General features: G+C 46.9%; 24 protein-coding genes. All 24 read left to right on the top strand.

Translation table 11 applies throughout. From position 1 onward, the window contains the following. The first annotated feature begins 139 nt into the window (after nt 1-139). The 24 genes from ndk (at nt 140) to bshB1 (ending at nt 19,592) form a co-directional block, all read left to right on the top strand. A complete protein-coding gene (ndk, locus tag NOM90_RS02885; RefSeq protein ID WP_255939861.1) occupies nt 140-583 on the top strand; it encodes a nucleoside-diphosphate kinase in 444 nt (147 codons plus the stop codon). After that, on the top strand, nt 574-1,395 hold the full coding sequence (locus NOM90_RS02880; RefSeq protein WP_370866557.1) for a CheR family methyltransferase: 822 nt from the start codon (nt 574-576) through the stop codon (nt 1,393-1,395). The genes ndk and NOM90_RS02880 overlap by 10 nt, the downstream gene beginning before the upstream one ends. A 185-nt stretch (nt 1,396-1,580) precedes the next feature. Beyond that, nucleotides 1,581-2,750: a chorismate synthase gene (gene aroC, locus NOM90_RS02875; RefSeq protein WP_255939860.1), complete on the top strand. Its 1,170-nt coding sequence runs from the start codon at nt 1,581-1,583 to the stop codon at nt 2,748-2,750. Next, nucleotides 2,750-3,865 carry a 3-dehydroquinate synthase gene (aroB, locus tag NOM90_RS02870; RefSeq protein ID WP_255939859.1) on the top strand — a complete coding sequence of 372 codons (1,116 nt, stop codon included), beginning with the start codon at nt 2,750-2,752 and terminating at the stop codon, nt 3,863-3,865. Before aroC ends, aroB begins: the two co-directional genes overlap by 1 nt. After that, nucleotides 3,865-4,236 (top strand): chorismate mutase, encoded by a 372-nt coding sequence (aroH, locus tag NOM90_RS02865; protein WP_255939858.1) that lies wholly within the window; start codon nt 3,865-3,867, stop codon nt 4,234-4,236. Before aroB ends, aroH begins: the two co-directional genes overlap by 1 nt. Nucleotides 4,237-4,704: 468 nt before the next feature. Beyond that, nucleotides 4,705-5,745: an anthranilate phosphoribosyltransferase gene (trpD, locus tag NOM90_RS02860; RefSeq protein ID WP_255940529.1), complete on the top strand. Its 1,041-nt coding sequence runs from the start codon at nt 4,705-4,707 to the stop codon at nt 5,743-5,745. Beyond that, complete coding sequence (gene trpC / locus NOM90_RS02855) at nt 5,735-6,526, top strand: indole-3-glycerol phosphate synthase TrpC (RefSeq protein WP_255939857.1); 792 nt, start codon at nt 5,735-5,737, stop codon at nt 6,524-6,526. Before trpD ends, trpC begins: the two co-directional genes overlap by 11 nt. Further along, nucleotides 6,523-7,206, top strand: coding sequence for a phosphoribosylanthranilate isomerase (locus NOM90_RS02850; protein WP_255939856.1), 684 nt, complete (start codon nt 6,523-6,525; stop codon nt 7,204-7,206). Before trpC ends, NOM90_RS02850 begins: the two co-directional genes overlap by 4 nt. Before the next feature lie 5 nt (nt 7,207-7,211). Continuing rightward, complete coding sequence (gene trpB / locus NOM90_RS02845) at nt 7,212-8,411, top strand: tryptophan synthase subunit beta (protein ID WP_255940527.1); 1,200 nt, start codon at nt 7,212-7,214, stop codon at nt 8,409-8,411. 11 nt (nt 8,412-8,422) lie between these two features. Beyond that, nucleotides 8,423-9,229 (top strand): tryptophan synthase subunit alpha, encoded by an 807-nt coding sequence (gene trpA, locus NOM90_RS02840; protein WP_255940525.1) that lies wholly within the window; start codon nt 8,423-8,425, stop codon nt 9,227-9,229. Nucleotides 9,230-9,391: 162 nt separating this feature from the next. Continuing rightward, on the top strand, nt 9,392-10,489 hold the full coding sequence (gene hisC, locus NOM90_RS02835) for a histidinol-phosphate transaminase (RefSeq protein ID WP_255940523.1): 1,098 nt from the start codon (nt 9,392-9,394) through the stop codon (nt 10,487-10,489). Between the two features lie 101 nt (nt 10,490-10,590). Continuing rightward, nucleotides 10,591-11,679 carry a prephenate dehydrogenase gene (locus NOM90_RS02830; RefSeq protein ID WP_255939855.1) on the top strand — a complete coding sequence of 363 codons (1,089 nt, stop codon included), beginning with the start codon at nt 10,591-10,593 and terminating at the stop codon, nt 11,677-11,679. A gap of 331 nt (nt 11,680-12,010) precedes the next feature. Continuing rightward, on the top strand, nt 12,011-12,727 hold the full coding sequence (locus tag NOM90_RS02825; protein WP_255939854.1) for a DUF4274 domain-containing protein: 717 nt from the start codon (nt 12,011-12,013) through the stop codon (nt 12,725-12,727). 36 nt (nt 12,728-12,763) lie between these two features. After that, nucleotides 12,764-13,207 carry a hypothetical protein gene (locus tag NOM90_RS02820; protein ID WP_255939853.1) on the top strand — a complete coding sequence of 148 codons (444 nt, stop codon included), beginning with the start codon at nt 12,764-12,766 and terminating at the stop codon, nt 13,205-13,207. 18 nt (nt 13,208-13,225) lie between these two features. Further along, the gene (locus NOM90_RS02815; RefSeq protein ID WP_255939852.1) at nt 13,226-13,846 is read left to right on the top strand and encodes an immunity protein Imm33 domain-containing protein; all 621 of its coding nucleotides are present in this window, start codon (nt 13,226-13,228) and stop codon (nt 13,844-13,846) included. Nucleotides 13,847-14,103: 257 nt separating this feature from the next. Further along, the gene (locus NOM90_RS02810) at nt 14,104-14,709 is read left to right on the top strand and encodes an RNA polymerase sigma factor (RefSeq protein WP_255939850.1); all 606 of its coding nucleotides are present in this window, start codon (nt 14,104-14,106) and stop codon (nt 14,707-14,709) included. Then, the gene (locus tag NOM90_RS02805; protein WP_255939849.1) at nt 14,699-15,310 is read left to right on the top strand and encodes a hypothetical protein; all 612 of its coding nucleotides are present in this window, start codon (nt 14,699-14,701) and stop codon (nt 15,308-15,310) included. Before NOM90_RS02810 ends, NOM90_RS02805 begins: the two co-directional genes overlap by 11 nt. A gap of 35 nt (nt 15,311-15,345) precedes the next feature. Continuing rightward, entirely contained in the window at nt 15,346-15,948 is a 603-nt protein-coding gene (locus tag NOM90_RS02800) for a histidine phosphatase family protein (protein WP_255939847.1), read from the top strand. 261 nt (nt 15,949-16,209) lie between these two features. After that, a complete protein-coding gene (locus tag NOM90_RS02795; RefSeq protein ID WP_255939845.1) occupies nt 16,210-16,428 on the top strand; it encodes an IDEAL domain-containing protein in 219 nt (72 codons plus the stop codon). Nucleotides 16,429-16,553: 125 nt separating this feature from the next. Further along, nucleotides 16,554-17,225 (top strand): DUF1405 domain-containing protein, encoded by a 672-nt coding sequence (locus tag NOM90_RS02790; protein WP_255939844.1) that lies wholly within the window; start codon nt 16,554-16,556, stop codon nt 17,223-17,225. Between the two features lie 87 nt (nt 17,226-17,312). Then, nucleotides 17,313-17,666, top strand: a complete 354-nt coding sequence (locus NOM90_RS02785; RefSeq protein WP_255939842.1) for a nucleotide pyrophosphohydrolase — start codon at nt 17,313-17,315, stop codon at nt 17,664-17,666. Further along, on the top strand, nt 17,663-18,463 hold the full coding sequence (gene dapB, locus NOM90_RS02780) for a 4-hydroxy-tetrahydrodipicolinate reductase (RefSeq protein WP_255939841.1): 801 nt from the start codon (nt 17,663-17,665) through the stop codon (nt 18,461-18,463). Before NOM90_RS02785 ends, dapB begins: the two co-directional genes overlap by 4 nt. Before the next feature lie 12 nt (nt 18,464-18,475). Beyond that, nucleotides 18,476-18,901, top strand: a complete 426-nt coding sequence (locus tag NOM90_RS02775) for a methylglyoxal synthase (RefSeq protein ID WP_255939840.1) — start codon at nt 18,476-18,478, stop codon at nt 18,899-18,901. Then, nucleotides 18,894-19,592 (top strand): bacillithiol biosynthesis deacetylase BshB1, encoded by a 699-nt coding sequence (gene bshB1 / locus NOM90_RS02770; protein ID WP_255939838.1) that lies wholly within the window; start codon nt 18,894-18,896, stop codon nt 19,590-19,592. The genes NOM90_RS02775 and bshB1 overlap by 8 nt, the downstream gene beginning before the upstream one ends. The last annotated feature ends 27 nt before the right edge of the window (nt 19,593-19,619 follow it).

Raw genomic sequence — 19,619 nt, 5'->3', positions numbered from 1 at the left:
TCGCTAAGCCAAACGAATTCTTAAGAATCTCCCTTTTTTCACATCATCAGGCAGGATTATCGAAGTAAAACGTATAACTCTATTAAAAAGCAAGCGTCTTAGCCGATAATAAATCATAGCCGAAAGTGGGAGATTAACGATGGAACGCACTTTTTTGATGGTCAAACCCGATGGAGTACAACGTGGGCTGGTAGGACGAATCGTAAGCCGATTTGAAGACAAAGGATTCAAGTTGGTTGCGGGGCAATTTATGCAGGTTTCCGAAGAACAGGCGAAACGCCATTATGCAGAGCATGAAGGCAAGCCGTTTTTTGAAAACTTGGTAAATTTCATTACGTCAGGTCCGGTATTCGCGATGGTTTGGGAAGGCGATGATGTGATCGCTCTATCTCGAATCGTAATGGGGAAGACTCAAGTCACAGAAGCATTACCAGGTACGATCCGCGGAGATTTTGCGTCGCATACGCCGTTTAATCTTATTCATGGATCGGATAGCCCGGAAAGTGCAAAGCGGGAAATTGCGAATTTCTTCACCGAAGCGCAGCAGCTTGATTATGATAAGGCGGTGGCAAGGTGGATGTAATTAAAGGAACAGGACGCGAAGACGTGACGGTATCGAATGATCCGGATTACAGTGGTTTTATCAAAAGTGTAAATTCAAGTACAGGCATTGACTTGTCTCAATACAAAGAAGCACAGATGAAACGTCGTCTGACGACATTGCGCAGTAAACACGGATATTCTACATTTGCCGATTTTTTTGATGCGATGAAAAAAGATAAAAATCTATTTTTCGAGTTTCTTGACCGAATGACGATTAACGTATCGGAATTTTGGCGTAACCCGAATCGATGGGAAGTCCTGCGCGATACGATTATTCCGGAACTTCGTGCTGGAGGCAAAAAAGGGCTGAAAGTCTGGAGTGCTGCTTGTTCGACAGGCGAAGAACCGTATACGATCGCGATGATTTTGGATGGGCACGGTATTCTTGGCGATTCGAAGCTGAATGCTGCAGATTTGGACGAAGGCGCTTTGGCGAAAGCGAAAAACGGTCAGTATCTGGAGCGTTCGCTCAAAGATGTTCCGGCGCAAGTTGCTCAAAAGTATTTCAAAGCCGAAGGCATGATGTACAAAGTCGATGATAAATTGAAGCGAGCGGTTAATTTCCATAAGCTGAATTTATTGACGGATAAATTTGAAGACGGATATGATCTGATCGTATGCCGGAACGTTATGATTTACTTCACGGAAGAAGCGAAATCAGCGCTGTATCATAAATTTGCAGCAAGTTTGCGTAAAGGCGGCGTACTGTTTGTCGGAAGCACAGAGCAGATATTTTCGCCGGCTCAGTACGGGCTGGAACCGTGCGATACGTTCTTCTACAAAAAAATCTAAAGCTTTTATTCAAAAGCCGCCTTTCTTGCTACTTAGCAGAAAGGCGGCTTTTTGTTAGGTCTGCATGCACCTCACGCAAAATGTAAAGGTGGGTTGGAGAAGTAGCAAGCAGATGTTATAATGGGCAAAGACATTTACGGATTTTAGCCGTTTACAGTTTAAAAGTTTAAAAGGGGGAACGCGTCATGAGTTTACGTTATTTGACCGCAGGGGAGACCCACGGACCACAGTTGACTGCGATTGTTGAAGGGATGCCAAGTAATCTGCGCATCGATTTTGAAGCTTTGAACTTTCAACTGCTGCGCAGACAAAAAGGATACGGCAGAGGCCGACGCATGCAAATCGAACGGGATACCGCAGACATTGCAGGTGGCGTTCGTCATGGACAAACGACAGGAGCACCTATTGCTCTGATCGTCGCAAATAATGACTGGAAACATTGGACGAAGATTATGAATATTGAGCCGATCGAAGGAACAGACGAAGAAAAGCGTCGTGTCCATCGTCCGCGTCCGGGTCACGCCGATCTAAATGGCGGGCTCAAATACGATCTCAAAGACTTGCGTAATGTACTGGAACGCTCCAGTGCCCGCGAAACAGCGGTACGCGTTGCCGTCGGAGCGGTTGCTCGTCAATTGCTCGAAGCATTCGGTATCCGTATTGGCGGTCAAGTTCTGCGAATCGGTGAGATTGAAGCTCCGGCAAATCATTTGCCATTAGCTGAGCTGGTGGAGCGTACAGAAGCTTCTTCGGTTCGCGTGGTAGACGAAGAAACCGAGAAGAAGATGGAAGCTTATATCGATATGATCAAAAAAGAAGGCGACTCTGTAGGAGGCGTCGTCGAATGTATCGTAGAAGGCGTACCGATCGGACTCGGTAGCCACGTTCAATACGATCGCAAGCTGGATGCGCGTATCGCGCAAGCCGTTGTCTCGATCAATGCGTTCAAAGGCGTAGAGATCGGAATCGGGTTTGAAGCAGGTCAACTGCGCGGTTCGCAAGTTCACGACGAAATTTTGTACAGCGAAGAAACGGGCTACACACGCGCTTCGAATCGCCTCGGCGGATTTGAAGGTGGCATGACGAACGGTATGCCGATCGTCGTTCGAGGCGTAATGAAGCCGATCCCAACGCTCTACAAGCCGCTTCGAAGCGTTGATATCGATACTCGCGAAGCTTTCAACGCTCAAGTTGAACGTTCCGATGCTTGCGCCGTACCGGCAGCAAGTGTTGTACTGGAAAGCGTAGTCGCTTGGGAAGTGGCAAAAGCCTTTTTGGAAAAATTCGGCGGCGACTCGATGGAAGAAATTCGTGCGAACTATGATAATTACATGCGCCAACTGGAGAATTACTAATGAATAGCGGCACAAGCACGACCTTAACAGTCGAGCTGGGCGACCGTTCGTATCCAATCGAGATCGGAAGCGGATTGCTTGCCCAAGCCGCGGAACATTTTCGTAAAGTCGGTATTCCAAATAAAAGCCCTGTCATGATCGTAACGGACGACAATGTAGCGCCGCTATATCTGGAGCAGTTAGAATCGACGCTTCGTTTAGGCGGTTATCATGTCGTTAGCACAATCGTGCCTGCTGGAGAAGCCAGTAAATCGCTCGATATCTACAACGATCTGATTACGCAAGCGATTGAAGCTGGATTGGATCGTTCGTCGGCAATCGTGGCATTGGGCGGCGGCGTGGTCGGCGATCTTGCCGGTTACGTAGCCGGAACGTATATGCGCGGCATTGCTTTTATCCAAGTGCCGACGACGATTTTGGCGCATGACAGCAGCGTAGGCGGCAAAGTGGCAGTCAATCATCCCTTGGCAAAAAATATGATCGGTGTGTTTCACCAGCCGGAGCTTGTTCTCTATGACGTGGATACGTTGAAGACTTTGCCTCCGCGCGAAGTGCGAGCAGGCTTGGCAGAAATGGTGAAGCACGGTCTGATCTGGGATAAACCTTTTGCCTATTGGTGTTTGGAACATGCCCAGCGTCTTCTGGCTTTAGATCCTGAAGCTTTGATTATGGGACTGGAAAAAGGTTGCGGAATCAAAGCGCAGATCGTTTCGCGTGACGAACGAGAAAATGACCTGCGTGCGATTTTGAACCTAGGTCATACGCTGGGTCATGCGATTGAAGCCGTAGCCGGTTACGGACAATTTTTGCATGGCGAAGCGATTGCAATCGGAATGGCGGCTGCGGCGATGCTGGGCGAAGAACGCGGCGCACAAGGATTGTATGCCGAGACGATCTCGATGCTGCAAGCTTTGGAGCTTCCGATCACATTGCCTGAAGATATGGATACCGAAAAGCTGATGTCTGCGATGCAGCGCGATAAAAAATTCCGCGAAGGCAAGATGGTCTTTATCGTGCCGACCTCAATCGGAAGCGTAGAAATAAGCAGTGATATAGAAGCAGACGCTGTGAGGCGTATTATCGAACGTTTGAAAAGGAGTGAACAACCATCGTAATGTACAATCGGGGAATTCGCGGAGCGACAACGGTCGAACACAATGATCGTGAAGAGATCTACGACGCAACCGAAGCGTTGGTTACGGAAATGATTGAGCGTAACGATATTGATCCAGAGACGGTCAGCAATGTATGGATTACTGTGACACATGACTTGAATGCGGCGTTTCCGGCGGTTGCCGTGCGTCGTCGGTCGGGTTGGGATTTTGTCCCGCTGATGTGCGCATTGGAAGTTCCGGTAGAAGGCAGCTTGCCGCGTTGTATTCGTCTAATGATTCAAGTCAATACGGAGAAAAGTCAGCGTGATATACGCCATGTCTACCAACAAGGCGCGACGGTGCTTCGACCGGATCTTGCCAACCAAAAGTAAAAAAATAGAGCATGCTTACCCTGTATACTTGCTATCGTCTTGCAGATCGGGTATAGTATGAACCAACATAAAGGATTTACAGTTCTACGCTGAAAGCAGGAGTGTTTTTGGGTGGGACTGGGAAATCGTGAGGTTCGAAGGAACCGAGGCGGCATTGTCCGTCAGACCGAGCAGAGTTAGGCTGAGCAGAGTGAACGTATAGAGATTAAGATTCGACGAATAGACGGCGAATTTTTCAGGCTATACATCTACGAATGCGATCCATCGGAATACGAATATTATACTGCGTAATTTGTGGTATAACCTATTCGAACCGAAGACCTCTGCGACTGAGCGGGGGTCTTTTTTTATAACCGTAAGGTCGCACTAGGGAAGCGGAAAACCGAATCCAGCCCAATACCTACTCAAGCTCATTCCAAATTAAAGGAGAGAACTTGTATGCAACCATCCGCGCTTAACCCTAAATCGATTCAAACGAATTTAACCGTCCAAGAGGCTTTAGCTTTAGTATCGGAAGGGATTTCGCTGAGTCGCGAACAAGCCAGAGCCGCCATGGAAAATATTATGACAGGAGCGGCAACGCCTGCGCAAATCGGTGGGTTTTTGCTGGCGCTGCGCATGAAAGGCGAAACAGTTGAAGAAATTACCGGTTTTGCCGAAACGATGAGAAAGTTTGCCGGAACGGTAGGTACGGTACGCGAGCAATTACTGGATACTTGCGGAACCGGAGGTTCGGGGATTCATAAATTTAATATTTCCACCGCTTCGGCTTTGATTGCGGCTTCGGCTTCGGTTCGCGTAGCGAAACACGGCAATCGTTCAGCGAGCGGTAAAGCAGGTAGCGCAGATGTGTTGGAAGCGCTCGGAGTTAATATCGGAATCGACGGGGTGCAAGCTGCGGAATGTCTGGATCGGATCGGCATTTGCTTTTTGTTCGCGCAAACGTACCATCCTTCCATGAAGTATGCCGCGGCGCCGCGCCGTGAACTTGGAGTTCGAACTGTATTTAATTTACTAGGCCCTTTGACAAATCCGGCTGGAGCCGATCGTCAATTGCTGGGGATATACGATGCAGAGCGCACTGAACAAATCGCAACTGTACTTGGGAACTTGGGCGTGAAGCGCGCGATGGTCGTTGCCGGGCTTGACGGTCTTGACGAAATTAGTGTATCGGGTCCGACGCGGGTATCGGAACTTCGTAATGGTATTGTGCATACTTACGAGATTACGCCAGAGCAATTAGGGTTGGAACGTCATCCGCTGCTCGGTATTTTAGGTGGAGATGCTGCCGATAATGCTCGCATCGTACAAGACGTGCTGTCTGGTGAACGCGGAGCCAAACGTGATATTGTATTAGCAAATGCAGGTGCTTGTATCTATACAGCCGGAGCTGCGCAAGATCTTGCCGAAGGCGTACGCAAAGCGGCAGAGATTGTAGACTCAGGCCTGGCTTTGGATAAATTACAACAACTGATTCGCACAACGGAGGAATACGGATATGTATCTTGATAAAATCGTCGAAACGAAAAAAAACGAAGTTCGTCTTTTAAAAGAACGTCTGGATTTGGATGAAGCCAGGCGTCGTATCGAAGCTTTGCCTCCGACTCTTGGATTCGAAGCCGCACTGCGTCAGCCGAAACGTCCGCAAATCGCGTTAATCGCAGAAGTGAAAAAAGCTTCGCCTTCCAAAGGGCTGATTCGAGAAGATTTCGACCCTGTAGAATTGGCGCTTTCTTATGAAGAAGCGGGAGCGGATTGTTTGTCTGTATTGACAGATGTGGATTATTTTCAAGGTAGCCCTGAATATTTGACGCAAATTCGTGAAGCCGTCCATATTCCGCTGCTGCGCAAAGACTTTGTGATCGACGAATTACAGATTTACGAAGCTCGCTTGATCGGAGCAGACGCCGTGCTATTGATTGCTGCTATTTTGCCGACCGATCGTCTGCAAGCTCTCAAACAAACCGCGGAATCTATCGGGCTGGATGTATTGATCGAAGTGCATAACGAAGAAGAGTTGCAACGTGTTCTTCAAATTACGGATCGCGGACTGATCGGCGTGAATAACCGGAATTTGCATACATTCGAGACAAGCTTGAGCACAACAGCGGATTTAGCGAAGCGGGTTCCGAAACAGGCTTTGCTGATTAGCGAAAGTGCGATTCGAACAGCTGAAGACATTGATTATGTGGCTTCGCACGGGGCAAGCGGCGTATTGATCGGTGAAACGTTTATGCGTCAGCCCGATATTAAGCAAGCCGTACAGCAAGTCATGGGCACAAAAGTATGACAGTATCGTCTAACCAAGTTCCCCAGATCAAAATCTGCGGGATTCGAACGCCAGAAGCGTTGCTAAAAGCGGCTCAATTGAACATTAATTATGTCGGCTTTGTTTTTGCTCCAAGCAAACGTCAAGTCAGCCCAGAGCAAGCGGCAACATTGATTCAAGCACTGCCTCAACATTCGAATTTACAAACGGCCGGAGTATTCGTGAATCCGACAGTTTCGGAATTGAAAAAGGTATTGACGGTAGCGCCGCTGGACATTTTGCAACTGCACGGACAAGAAAGCCCAGAATTATGCCAACAGATTGGCGATAATTTTCAACGACCGATCTTCAAATCTGTACCGATTATTGGAGAAGACCACAGCGAAAGTCATGTAGATCGAGCTGAAAAAGTTGCAAAAGCTTATGAGGGAGTCGTGCAAGCTCTTCTGATCGACACGCATGATCCTGAGTACGGCGGCGGTTCGGGTCGAACTTTCAATTGGGACGTGATTCCGTTCTATCAAAAAGCTGCCCAAAAGTATGGGTTGCAGTTATTTGTAGCCGGAGGGCTGAATCCAGACAATGTGCAGGAATTAGTAGGAAATTACGAACTGGACGGAATCGACGTCTCTAGTGGCGTAGAAACCGACGGGCATAAAGATATAGCAAAAATGACTACATTCGTAGAAAGGGCGTTTTAATCATGATTGGACAAGTACCGGATACAAAAGGACGTTACGGCGATTTTGGAGGACGTTTCGTTCCCGAGACGTTGATGAACGCGTTGATCGAATTGGAAGAATCGTATCTCAAATATGCGGCAGACGAAGAGTTTAATGCAGAGTTAAACGATTTACTGAAGCAATATTCGGGGCGAGAAACCTCGCTGTATTATGCGAAAAGACTGACTGAACATTACGGCGGCGCAAAAATTTATTTGAAACGCGAAGATCTCAATCATACAGGCGCGCACAAAATCAACAATGCTCTAGGTCAAGGCTTACTTGCGGTACGTATGGGCAAAAAGAAAGTCATTGCGGAAACAGGAGCAGGTCAACACGGCGTTGCTACAGCTACGGTGGCTGCACTGTTTGGGCTTGAATGTAAAGTGTTTATGGGCGAAGAAGATATGCAGCGTCAACAATTGAACGTATTTCGGATGCGGCTGCTTGGCGCTGAAGTCATTCCTGTAGTGTCCGGCACGAAGACGTTAAAAGACGCAGGTAACGAAGCACTCCGCTACTGGGTCAGCAATGTTAGCGATACGTTTTATATTTTAGGTTCAGCTGTAGGGCCGCATCCGTATCCGTTGATGGTGCGTAATTTCCAGCGCGTGATCGGGGACGAAACACGTCGTCAGATTTTGGAGACAGAAGGACGTCTTCCCGATACGATCGTAGCCGCTGTAGGCGGGGGAAGTAATGCGATCGGCATGTTCTATCCTTTTATGAAAGACGAAGATGTGAAGTTTGTCGGCGTAGAAGCCGCAGGTAAAGGGATTGATACGCCGCTCCATGCAGCGACGATGACATTGGGCACCAAAGGCGTGTTCCAAGGATCGATGAGTTATTTGCTGCAAGATGAATACGGGCAAGTACAACCTGCACATTCAATCTCGGCAGGTCTGGATTATCCGGGCGTAGGACCCGAACATTCGTATTTAAAAGATACAGGACGCGCGAAATATGTACCGATCACGGACGATGAAGCGCTGGATGCACTCAAGCTTCTTTGCCGCACCGAAGGGATCATTCCGGCTTTGGAATCGGCACATGCGCTTGCGCAAGCAGGCAAGATTGCACCGGAAATGTCTTCCGATCAATTGCTTGTGGTCTGCTTGTCAGGCCGCGGCGATAAAGACGTCGAATCGATTATGGCGTATGAAAATCAAGGAGGCGAAGCTTAATGAATACGACTTTGCACTCTATCGAAGAAACGTTTAATCGCATCAGCCAAGAAGGTGGAACTGCATTGATTCCTTTTTTGACAGTCGGCGATCCGGATAAAGAAACAACGCTTGAAATCATTCAGCAATTGGAACAAGCCGGAGCGGATATTTTGGAACTAGGCGTTCCTTACTCTGATCCTTTGGCAGACGGCCCTGTTATTCAGCGAGCTTCTGCACGTGCGTTGGAACAGTTGGTTACGGTACGCACTTGTCTGGATGTCGCAAAGCAGTCCAGAGAAAATGGCGTACAGATGCCTTTCGTATTGTTTACGTACTACAATCCAGTCCTGCAAATGGGGCTTGATCAATTTTTCGAACAAGCAAAGGAGAGTGGCATAGGCGGTCTGATCATTCCCGATGTTCCGCACGAAGAATCGAGCGAACTACTTGAGCGTGCGGATGCAGCAGGAATTGCGTTGCTTCCGCTTGTTGCACCGACTTCCAGCGAACGGATTGAGCGGATTTTGAATAACGGCAGAGGATTCGTATATTGCGTGTCTTCGCTCGGCGTTACAGGCGAACGTGCTTCGTTCCACGAAGGCGTTGATGCTTTTATCCAAGACGTGAAATCGCGTACGAGCTTGCCGGTTGCGGTTGGATTCGGAATTTCAAGCCGAGAGCAAGTTGAGCGTTTTTCTGAGTTTTGTGATGGAGTCGTCGTAGGGAGTGCGATCGTGCGTACGATCGAATCTTTGATCCCTGATCTGATGAATGCAAACAGACGTGAAGATGCGCTCTTGCAAATTCGCAAATTTGTGGCAGAATTAAAAGTATAATTGTGTAATCCGAATACAAGCAAATCGCGCAGAACTTCACCGATTTTTCGGTATCCTGCGCGAGACTTGCTTTTTTCGGGCTAAACATATACTTTTTGCGCTTGTTTGCAGCCCGACACTGTCGCACTGCAACACGCCAAATCAGGAAAGTAGGGAAAAATGATGCAACCTAAAGCACATATTGTCGATCTTCCGGTCTACCAGCCTGGCAAGCCGATCGAAGAAGTTCAAAAAGAATACGGATTAAGCGAAGTGGTAAAATTGGCTTCGAATGAAAATCCGTACGGATTTTCTCCACGTGTCAAAGCTGCAATCGAAGAAGAATTGACGAAATTTAATTTATATCCAGACGGCGGTGCAGTCGAGTTAACTGCTGCTGTAGCTGAACATTTGTCTGTTAATCCGGATCAGATTCTTTTTGGTTGCGGTTCAGATGAAGTGATTGCATTGATTACACGCGCCTTTTTATCGGAAGGCGATGAAAATATTATGGCGGACGCTACTTTTTCTGTGTACAAAAGCAACGCCGATATTGAGAAAGCAACAAGTATTGAAATCCCTTTGCAAGAAGGTAAACATGATCTGGATGCAATGCTTGCAGCGGTTACAGATCGCACGAAAATTATTTGGGTGTGTAACCCGAACAATCCGACAGGAACGATCGTTAGCGAAAACGAACTAAGAAGCTTTTTGGATCAAGTGCCGTCGTCGGTTATGGTCGTGTTGGATGAAGCATACTTTGAATATGTAACCGATGCGGAATATCCAGATGGAACGAAGCTGCTGAGCGATTATGCTAACGTGGTGGTACTTCGTACCTTCTCCAAAATTTATGGACTGGCTGCACTGCGAATTGGATACGGCGTTGGACAAGCGTCTGTCATTCGTTCGATTAACCAAGTGCGTGAACCGTTCAATACGACGCGTATTGCGCAAGCCGCAGCCAAAGCAGCTCTTGCTGACCAAGATTTCGTAAAGTCTTGCCGTGACAAAAACGCGGAAGGGCTTACGTTCTTGAAAAGCGAACTTGAACGATTGGGACTTTCGTATTTCCCGGCAAACGGCAATTTCATCATGATTGATACGAAACAATCCGCTGTTGCGCTATTCCAACGTATGCTGCAAAAAGGTGTGATTGCACGTGCAGGCTTCAAAATTTATCCAAATCATCTGCGAGTAACCGTAGGTTCTCCACGAGAAAACGAAATTTTTATCCGTACTTTTGAAGAAGCGTTAAACGAGCAAGAAGCAACGGTTTAAATTTTTATACACGTCGGTGCAGATTTCAATCTGCGCAGGCGTGTTCCTTTTTCATAGCAACAAATTTAGCATGAACTTTAATGAATCGAGGCGGACTGAATATGAAAATAGCTGTGATCGGTGTCGGGCTGATTGGCGGCTCGCTAGCTTTATGTTTTCGCGGGAAGCCGGATGTTCAGCTCATCGGATTTTCTCACCGGCAAGATCTCGCCGATCTGAGCGTAGAGCGTGGAGTCGTAGATACGGCAACTTTATCATTGGAAGAAGCCGTGCGAGATGCCGACTTTGTGTTTCTTTCGACACCGGTAGGATTATTGGAGACGTATTTGGAACAAATTCATCAACTACCTCTCAAAAAGGGCTGTATCGTCACAGATGTGGGTAGTACCAAAGCTTCTATCGCAGCCAGAGCGAGAGAACTGGATTGGGGCGAGGCGTACTTTATCGGCGGTCATCCGATGGCAGGCTCGGAACGTTCTGGCGTACAAGCGGCAACGTCGCTTCTGTTTGAAAATGCGTATTACGTGTTAACACCAGAACCTGGTACAAACCCGCAAGCGACTGAAGCTTTAACCGAATTGCTTGCGTTGACGCGAGCAAAAGTGATTTGTATGGAGCCGAGCGAACATGACGAAATCGTAGGAGCAATCAGTCATTTGCCGCATATTATCGCCGTTGCGCTCGTCAACCAAATCAGTGGGTATCATGAAAGCAATCCGCTATATCGGACGCTTGCTGCGGGTGGTTTCCGTGATATTACTCGTATTGCATCCAGCGACCCGGTCGTCTGGCGCGATATTTTACTGAATAACCGCTTTAACCTTTTAAAGCTTCTACGCGACTGGAACACCCAAGTCGAAGGCTTTATCGATCAACTGGAGCGCGAAGACGGCGAAGGAATATCGGCACGTTTTCAAGGAGCTGGCGATTTCCGAAATGAATTGCCGGAACGCCGCAAAGGGGTTATCGCCAAAACGTATGATCTTTATCTCGACGTCCCCGATCACCCAGGTATTATTGGGCGGATTACGACAGAGTTGGGTTCACGCGGAATCAACTTAAGCAATCTTCAAATCATCGAAAGCCGCGAAGATGTACCGGGGCTGATGAGACTTTCTTTCCGCGATGAAAGAAATATGAATCGAGGCAAAGAAGCATTGGAAGGATTAGAGTTCGACGTGTATGTCTAAAATGGATTTGTCGCTTTTTCGTTAACATCACATACGATTAAGCGACAAATCATTTTACAAACAAAAAAGGAAAAGAAAGCGTTGACAAAATGGAAGCGTATACATATAATAAAACTACAGTATGGTTTCTCTCCACTCCTATATCGCGTACTCCTTGTAGTATGCAGGTCGCTCACTGTGAGCGGCCTTTTTTTGTTGATCTATTTAACTTTTCAGTGAATTACATACGTTTGCCCTTGAACTGAAAGCAAGCTCGTAGGATACTGTAGGATAAGGAACAATGTGCGAAGAGGTCTTTCCTATAAGAAGTACGCTGTAAAGGAGCCGGAGAATGACAAACTGGGCGGAAATCGCAAGAACCAAAAACGTGCATGCGGTACGAACTGCTGCTGGAGAATTAGATGTAAACGAACGGGATTCACGGGGACGTACCCCTTTGATGTTGTTTATGACCTATAAATTGCCGACAGAAGCGGTTGAGATTTTGCTTGAAAAAGGTGCCGAAATCGAAGTGACCGATAAAATGGGCGAAACCGCCTTGCTCAAAGCGATCAAGTTTCAACAAGAAGGAGCCGTCAAGTTGTTGCTCAAATACGGAGCAAGACTTGACTCCCCGCGCGGAATTCGGACAACGCCGTGGAACGCTGCTGCGTCACGCGGAGATCGTGCCGTAGCCGATCTGCTGATGGAAACTCGCGGCGCTATTCGGCTGACACTGACGGAAGACGAGCAGAACCTTTTAGACCAATTATTGAATGAAGAAGACCGCCATAAAGCGCTAGAAGCTGTGCAAAGTCTGGATTCTGCTGTATTGCTCCATGCGTTCGTCAATGCCTACAATTGGGATGATGGAGCGGAATTGATGGTCGCCGTAATGGAAAATTCGGCGTGCGCCGAAATTACGCTGCTCGATATGTACGATCTTGCTGATGGCGATTATTGGCTGGAACTTCGCAAAGAAGAGTACGAAGATGACGCGCATCGAACCGCTTTCCGTAAATTGGCGGAAAGTTTGCGAGCAAGGCTTGAAGCTTCGATGAAAGAATAACCAATATACAAAGTTTTATCTGATGGAGGGTTTGTTTTGAATAAAGAGCAAGCGATCGAATTATTGAAAATGCACGCTTTTTTACACGAAGATTTGGAACAGGATAAGGTAAAGCAAGGCTTTCTTGGAATGCTGCGTCCTTATCAAAATGTATTGGATGAATCCAATTTTCATGAATTGATGGAGATTTTGAATATTCTAAGCGATGAGTTTGAACAAGAAAAGTTGGATCGAACGATCCTCTCATGCTTTTGGAGTATTTGTCAGTATGCCAGAGCTTGGGCGGTAGAGCCGAACGGGATGCTGCGTAGCAATGAATTGATCGAAGATGAAAACCTTCAGCAGATGGCAGATTGGGTTGATATGCTATCGTATGCGATCACGACGCTGCTTGAAGGCGGCGGTCAAGAAGAAGCTTTTTGGACGTATAATGAATATGTGAATGAGCAAGAACGGATTCGCAAAAATACCCGGTCTTAGACTTGAGGAGGTGTAAAATTGCTGGTCACGAAAACAAAAACAATCGGTTCTCGCCTTTTTTCAGTCACCTGTGAAGAAATTTTGGAAACGCAAGGCGAATTTTTGCTCAACTTGTTTGAAGATACGGAAGCGAAAGCCGGATTTCTCGAAGACGGCATGAAAATTCAGGTCGGTTGGAGTATTTTATTTGTCCATGAAAAAGAAGAAGGGCATGTACAGATTTTAGCGCCGGATTATAAGTCAGATCCTTTTTCGCGGACAATAGATGATTTATCGGTTACGTTATCGGTTCAATTGGCTCAAAATAACGTGTTAAAAGGAACAGGGACGACAGGAGAAGCGACTTTGTTTCAAGATACGCTAATCGCTTCGGAAAAAGCGTTAAACGCGGATCGAGTGTATCTGGAACGTACGGAGCATCGGCAAGGTGGAATTTCCGGTTGGTATTTAGGGCCTGCGGAAGGTCAAGTGGAACAAGAAGAATTGCGACGTTATTACGTGTTTCAATTGTTCAATACCAGACCGGAAATTTTGCAAGTGCTCGCTCTGCCTAAAGGTTATATCGCAGTTCTGGATGGCGAAAAGGTCGAAGCCGTATTGGACCCGGAAGATCGAAATGTTTGGAGATCGACCCTGTGATTAGAGCGAAATAAGACTGGAAAATCCTATAGAGAAGATCTATAGGATTTTTGATGTTTCAAAGCTTGTGCCGCCTGGTGAATCAAACCAAATAAGGGTTATACATAAAAAAATTAAAAATTCGATAAGTTATTGCAACTTTTTTGTAACCTTATCCGTCTATAAGTCGACAACCCGGGTTTTTTACAAAAAACGGGCTTCGTGATAAAATGAGCTGTAAGTTTGTTTGCGGCGATTGAGGGAGGGGCGCGTTTTCGATGGAAGATTCCCAGTTGATTCGGGAAATTAAAGCAGGGAATGTCGAACTTTACTCCGTTCTTATGCGACGCTATCAGCGTAAAATTTTAGCGTTTACGTATTATATGTTAAAAAGCGCAGGGCTTGGTCATCTTGCTGAGGACGTGAGTTCTGAAACTTTTTATAAAGCTTTCAAAAGTCTGCAATCATTCCGTGAAGTTGAAGCTTCTTTTTCGACATGGTTATATACGATTGCAAGAAATACAGCATTAAGCGAGCTGCGTAAACATCGGGCTACAAATGTTCCGCTTGAAGATGGCGAACTGATTAGCGACTCGTCTACAGAAGCGGCACCGGAGCAAGCGTTGCTTCGTAACGAGCAAGTGGGAATGGTTCGTTCAGCGATCGAAAATTTGCCTGAAAAACAGCGCGCTGCGCTTATTTTACGCGAATACGATCAGATGGATTATCAAGAAATCGCACGAATTTTAGGTCAAAGTATCAGTTCGGTCAAATCCTTGTTATTTCGTGCGCGGCTCAGTATCAAAAATCAGTTAGAACCTTATTATTATGGGCCGGTTTACGAAGAAGAGCTGTACAAGGGGATGAGATCGAATGAAGGGTAAAGAAAGCGACCACCGGACAGGGTTACGTTGGAACCCGGAAGATCAGCGTGTACATCATAAAAAAAACGCAACACTTCGTCCGGAAGATCGCGACGACGATTTCGATTTGAGCGATTTTGCCGATTTGGATGAGTTGATTCAAGAAACTTCGTTAGATCTTCCTCAGATGGATGCGGAACGTATGAACCGTACCGTCATGGATCGGATTTACGAAGAATCTCCTTGGGTACTTCCCGGCGAATCGAAGACTTTTGCTTCGCAGCATTGGTTTCGGAGCAGAGCGGCGATCTGGATTGGTTCGCTGCTGGCGGTTTTCGTGGTTAGCTTTATTTATCTCGTCGGTTTTGGAATTCCGGAACGTGAGACTAATATTGCGCAAGATGTACCTGCTGGCGTAATTTCTCAGCCGTTAACGGTGCAAGCCGGAGGTGCAGAGACCGTAGACTTCGTAGCGGATAAGCAGACGCCGGGGCGTGGCATCATTGAACCTTTGGTGGCTCAGATCGGTCCCACGCATCCTCAATATTGGATGTTTTTATCGTTGACAGGTATGGGACTGGCTCTATTGTCGTTAACGCGTATCGCAGCGAAGCGAAAATAATAAAGAATAGGCAAGAAAAGATTGGAGAGACTTTGATGCGGATCGGATTAATTAGACACGGGCTGACAGATTGGAATGCCGCAGGACGGATTCAAGGTAAAAGCGATATTCCATTGAACGATGAAGGTCGTGCTCAAGCTTCAAAGTTGGCTCATCGTCTAGTCGATGAGCCTTTTACATGGGATTTTGCGATTTCAAGTGGATTGCTTCGCGCGCAAGAAACCGCAGAGATTATCGCCAGCAAACTGCAAATTCCTTTGCTTGAAGCCGATATTCGTTTGAGTGAACGAGGTTTTGGACCGATGGAAGGCATGCAGATTTCTGATTTGATTGCGCAATACGGCGACGATTGGAAAATTCAAGACAATGGTCAAGAATCGCTACAAGCTGTAGAAGAGCGTACGCTTGCTTTTATCGCAGATTTGGAAGTCAAATATCCACAGCAAAATATACTGATTGTCACGCATGGCGGTCTGCTTGCTCAACTGTATACGGCGCTTTATAAAGATCGTCCTGTCGAGAAAATCGGAAATTTGTCTCTAAGCGTACTTGAAAAGCGCGGTGAGCTTTGGGAATCTCTAATTTACAATTGTTCGAAGCATTTGATTGTTGAAGACACACATCAGACTTCGAGATAAATGAACTTTTTTGTGTAGATCAAAGACGAAGCCTTCTATCCCTTATGGATGGAAGGCTTTTTTATTTGAACGATTGATTTAGATAATTACCAAATAAGAGGGAAAATTTTCGTTTTAGTGGTGCAAAAAGAAAAGCTTTGGTTAAAAGAATAGAAAGGATCTCGCTTCACGTGTCCTTGTTATCTTTGAATTTGAAAAAATGAGTGCGCTCACAAAATGAAGCAAAGTCGTTAAATCTATGAAACTCGGGAGGTGCGTCCTTTGGACAAGATGAAAGCTGCTTACGAAGTGATGTTGGGTCTGGCCGCCGAGATGGTCTGGGATGAATCGTTACGTAAACGTCGTTGTGAGATGTTACAGCAAGATATAGACGCAGCTCTGTGCAGCGGCGACGAACTTGCTTTTCTGGCGTTGACAAACGAACTTAAAATGTTGGAGAAAGAAATGATTTCGATAGAATCCTCAAGCTTGCCAACTTAAAGAGGACAACGTTAAAATAAAATGGGTTCATAAAAAGCCTGACTGCTAACGCGGTCAGGCTTTTTATGAAGAAAAAACGCAGCTTAGATAAAAAAGCGTGTTTAATTTGAGCCAGGGGGCATAGTATGTGGATATCGTGGTTATGGAGCCGCGCTTTGTTAACCGATCGCCGAATTTTATGGTTATTATTTGTCAGTAATCTGATCGGCACAGCGTACGGTTATTTTTGGTACGGAAAACAGTTGGCGCAAGTCTGGGCAACGCATCCAGCTTGGCAGATTGTATTTGTACCAGATAGCCCAACTGCCAGTCTGTTTTTTACATTGGCGCTGCTGGGATTATTGTTTCCTCCATCTTCACGTTGGATGAAAGGGATTGTACGGCTGATCGAAGCTTTAGCGATCGTAACATCCGTCAAATATGGCGTATGGGCGATTTCGATTATTTTCTGGGACGCGGGTCTAGGATACGAAATTCAGCCACTCAGCTGGATGTTGGTTGCTTCGCATGGCATCATGGCAATCGAAGCTCTGTTGTATGTTCGCTTTTTCAGCCTTGGCACATTATGGTTGATCCCTGCGGCAATCTGGACATTCAGTAACGATATTGTGGATTATACATATGGCGTGTTCCCTTATTTGTCTCTTGAGCATCTTGCCCGTCTGAATCAAGTCCGTAATTTCACATTCGGATTGACCGTGTCTAGTCTATGCGCCGCTTGGCTCGCTATTGTTGGAGCAGGGCGTGGACGATACTCCGTTGAACCCTTGAAGCCTAGACGATCCTCAAAGAGATAATCGTCAACCATTGTCTTCAAAATCCCTTTGCGATAACATAGGAAAGAATGTACATGCTTCATATTCAAAAAGGAGGCGAATACCGTCATGGAGAAAAGCCTGGCGGAGATGCAGCGCGAAGTAGATCGCTACATCTCGCAGTTCAAAGAAGGTTATTTCAGTCCGTTGTCGATGCTCGCTCGGATGTCGGAAGAAGTGGGCGAATTAGCGCGGGAAGTCAACCATAGCTACGGTGAAAAACCGAAAAAAGCGGGAGAAGATGAAAATTCAATCGAGTTGGAACTCGGCGATATTTTGTTTATTACGCTGTGTTTTGCCAATTCGCTGAATATCGATCTGACCGAAGCCCATGATCGGGTTATGCATAAATTTAATACGCGAGACAAAGATCGTTGGACGAAAATCGATGCCGAACCGCAGCAGGAGGAGAAATTCGAATGAGCGAAAAAATCAAAGTTGCTGTTGCCGGAGCCGCAGGGCGCATGGGACGCGAAGTTGTCAAAATGGTACTCGAAGACGAAGCACTTGAACTAGTTGCCGCGACGAGCCGTTCGGGAGCGGGTCAAGACGCAGCCGAATTTGCTGGCATGAAGCCATGCGGAGTTATCGCCGTTGCCGAGTTGGAACAAGCCTTTTCAGAGACTCAAGCCGATGTATTAGTCGATTTCACGGTTCCTTCGGTTGTCTATAACAATACCGTCCTCGCCATCAAACATGGAGTTCGTCCTGTGGTGGGTGCGACAGGTTTTACACCGGAACAAATCAAAGAGTTGGATGACCTTTGCCGAGAAGCTAACATCGGCGGACTGATTGCGCCGAACTTTTCGATCGGAGCCATTTTGATGATGCAATTCGCGGCAAAAGCTGCTGAATATTTGCCGCATGTCGAAATCATCGAAACACACGGCGATCAGAAGTTAGATGCGCCGTCGGGTACAGCGATCAAAACTGCTGAGCTGATTTCGCAAGGACGCGAAAAGTTGAAGCAAGGCAATCCGAACGAAGAAGAAATTTTGCCGGGCGCGCGCGGCGGCGAATATGATGGATTCCGGATTCATAGTTTGCGTTTGCCGGGAGTATTCGCTCAGCAAGAAGTCGTGTTTGGCGGTTATGGGCAAAGCTTGAAAATTCGTCATGATTCGTATGAGCGTGCCGGCTATATGCCAGGCGTGAATATCGGAGTCAAAAAAGTCATGGATTATACGGGAATGGTATACGGATTCGAACATTTGATGTAGGGGGCGCTTAACATGAAAGTGGCATTTATCGCGCACGATCGCAAAAAAGACGAAATGGTCAATTTCGTGACGGCTTACGAACAAGCTTTTGTCGACTGCGAATTGTATTCAACCGGTACGACAGGGCAACGGATTATGGAAGCGACATCGCTAGTGATTCATCGTTTTATGTCTGGCCCTCTTGGCGGTGACCAACAAATTGGTGCATTGGTTGCACAAAACGAACTCGATTTGATTATCTTTTTGCGTGATCCTTTGATGGCGCAGCCGCATGAACCGGATATTACAGCATTGCTGCGAATTTGCGATGTACAAGGTATTCCGGTTGCAACGAATGTAGCGACTGCCGAAATCTTGGTGCAAGCTTTGATGCGCGGCGACTTCGGTTGGCGAGAATTGGTCGATAAATATAAGCCGGGGCTAGATGACAATGAATGAGCCGCTTGATATCCTCGTATTCGGCGCTCATGCCGACGATGCGGAGATTGGGATGGCAGGTACGATCGTGAAGCATACACGTGCAGGTTATCGCGTCGGGATATGCGATCTGACTTTTGCCGAGATGTCTTCGAACGGAACGGTAGAGCTGCGCCAACAAGAAGCCGAGTCGGCATCCGCCGTACTCGGCCTCTCCATGCGCAGCAATTTAGGTCTGCCTGATCGCGGGCTGACCCGTACCGATGCGCATATTCAGGCGATTGTAGCGGAAATTCGCAAATGGGCGCCGCGCATGATTTTCGCACCGTATTGGGAAGATCGTCATCCCGACCATATTGCATGCAGCCAACTGATCGAGGAAGCCATTTTTAATGCAAAGCTTCGCCGTTACATGCCCGAGATTGCTCCAGTGACGGTAAGCCGTTCTTATTTTTATTTTATCAATGACATGGGGCCTGCCGATCTTACGGTAGACGTCACGGACGTATATTCAGAAAAAGAAGCTTCGTTACGCTGTTACGCGTCGCAGTTCACCGCTCCGGCGCCAAACTCGGATGCTGTGGCTACCCCGCTGACCGCACAGTATGTGGAACGGGTCAAAGCACGAGATTCGCTGCTCGGTCAAAAATGCGGCTTCGGTTATGCAGAAGGTTTTGCATCCCGATTGCCACATACCGTTCATCTTTTTTAACGCAGCGAGAAAGGGGTTCCGGCATTC

The sequence above is a fragment of the Saccharibacillus sp. JS10 genome, from assembly GCF_024436065.1.
Classification (GTDB): Bacteria; Bacillota; Bacilli; order Paenibacillales; family Paenibacillaceae; genus Saccharibacillus.
This window is presented reverse-complemented; position numbering and strand designations above follow the sequence as displayed.

Bases quoted from the DNA above. Each gene is read 5' to 3' on its own strand.
- ndk (WP_255939861.1), top strand. From the start codon at position 140: ATGGAACGCACTTTTTTGATGGTCAAACCCGATGGAGTACAACGTGGG.
- aroC (WP_255939860.1), top strand. From the start codon at position 1,581: ATGAGTTTACGTTATTTGACCGCAGGGGAGACCCACGGACCACAGTTG.
- aroB (WP_255939859.1), top strand. From the start codon at position 2,750: ATGAATAGCGGCACAAGCACGACCTTAACAGTCGAGCTGGGCGACCGT.
- aroH (WP_255939858.1), top strand. From the start codon at position 3,865: ATGTACAATCGGGGAATTCGCGGAGCGACAACGGTCGAACACAATGAT.
- trpC (WP_255939857.1), top strand. From the start codon at position 5,735: ATGTATCTTGATAAAATCGTCGAAACGAAAAAAAACGAAGTTCGTCTT.
- NOM90_RS02850 (WP_255939856.1), top strand. From the start codon at position 6,523: ATGACAGTATCGTCTAACCAAGTTCCCCAGATCAAAATCTGCGGGATT.
- hisC (WP_255940523.1), top strand. From the start codon at position 9,392: ATGCAACCTAAAGCACATATTGTCGATCTTCCGGTCTACCAGCCTGGC.
- NOM90_RS02830 (WP_255939855.1), top strand. From the start codon at position 10,591: ATGAAAATAGCTGTGATCGGTGTCGGGCTGATTGGCGGCTCGCTAGCT.
- NOM90_RS02825 (WP_255939854.1), top strand. From the start codon at position 12,011: ATGACAAACTGGGCGGAAATCGCAAGAACCAAAAACGTGCATGCGGTA.
- NOM90_RS02810 (WP_255939850.1), top strand. From the start codon at position 14,104: ATGGAAGATTCCCAGTTGATTCGGGAAATTAAAGCAGGGAATGTCGAA.
- NOM90_RS02805 (WP_255939849.1), top strand. From the start codon at position 14,699: ATGAAGGGTAAAGAAAGCGACCACCGGACAGGGTTACGTTGGAACCCG.
- NOM90_RS02800 (WP_255939847.1), top strand. From the start codon at position 15,346: ATGCGGATCGGATTAATTAGACACGGGCTGACAGATTGGAATGCCGCA.
- NOM90_RS02790 (WP_255939844.1), top strand. From the start codon at position 16,554: ATGTGGATATCGTGGTTATGGAGCCGCGCTTTGTTAACCGATCGCCGA.
- NOM90_RS02785 (WP_255939842.1), top strand. From the start codon at position 17,313: ATGGAGAAAAGCCTGGCGGAGATGCAGCGCGAAGTAGATCGCTACATC.
- dapB (WP_255939841.1), top strand. From the start codon at position 17,663: ATGAGCGAAAAAATCAAAGTTGCTGTTGCCGGAGCCGCAGGGCGCATG.
- NOM90_RS02775 (WP_255939840.1), top strand. From the start codon at position 18,476: ATGAAAGTGGCATTTATCGCGCACGATCGCAAAAAAGACGAAATGGTC.
- bshB1 (WP_255939838.1), top strand. From the start codon at position 18,894: ATGAATGAGCCGCTTGATATCCTCGTATTCGGCGCTCATGCCGACGAT.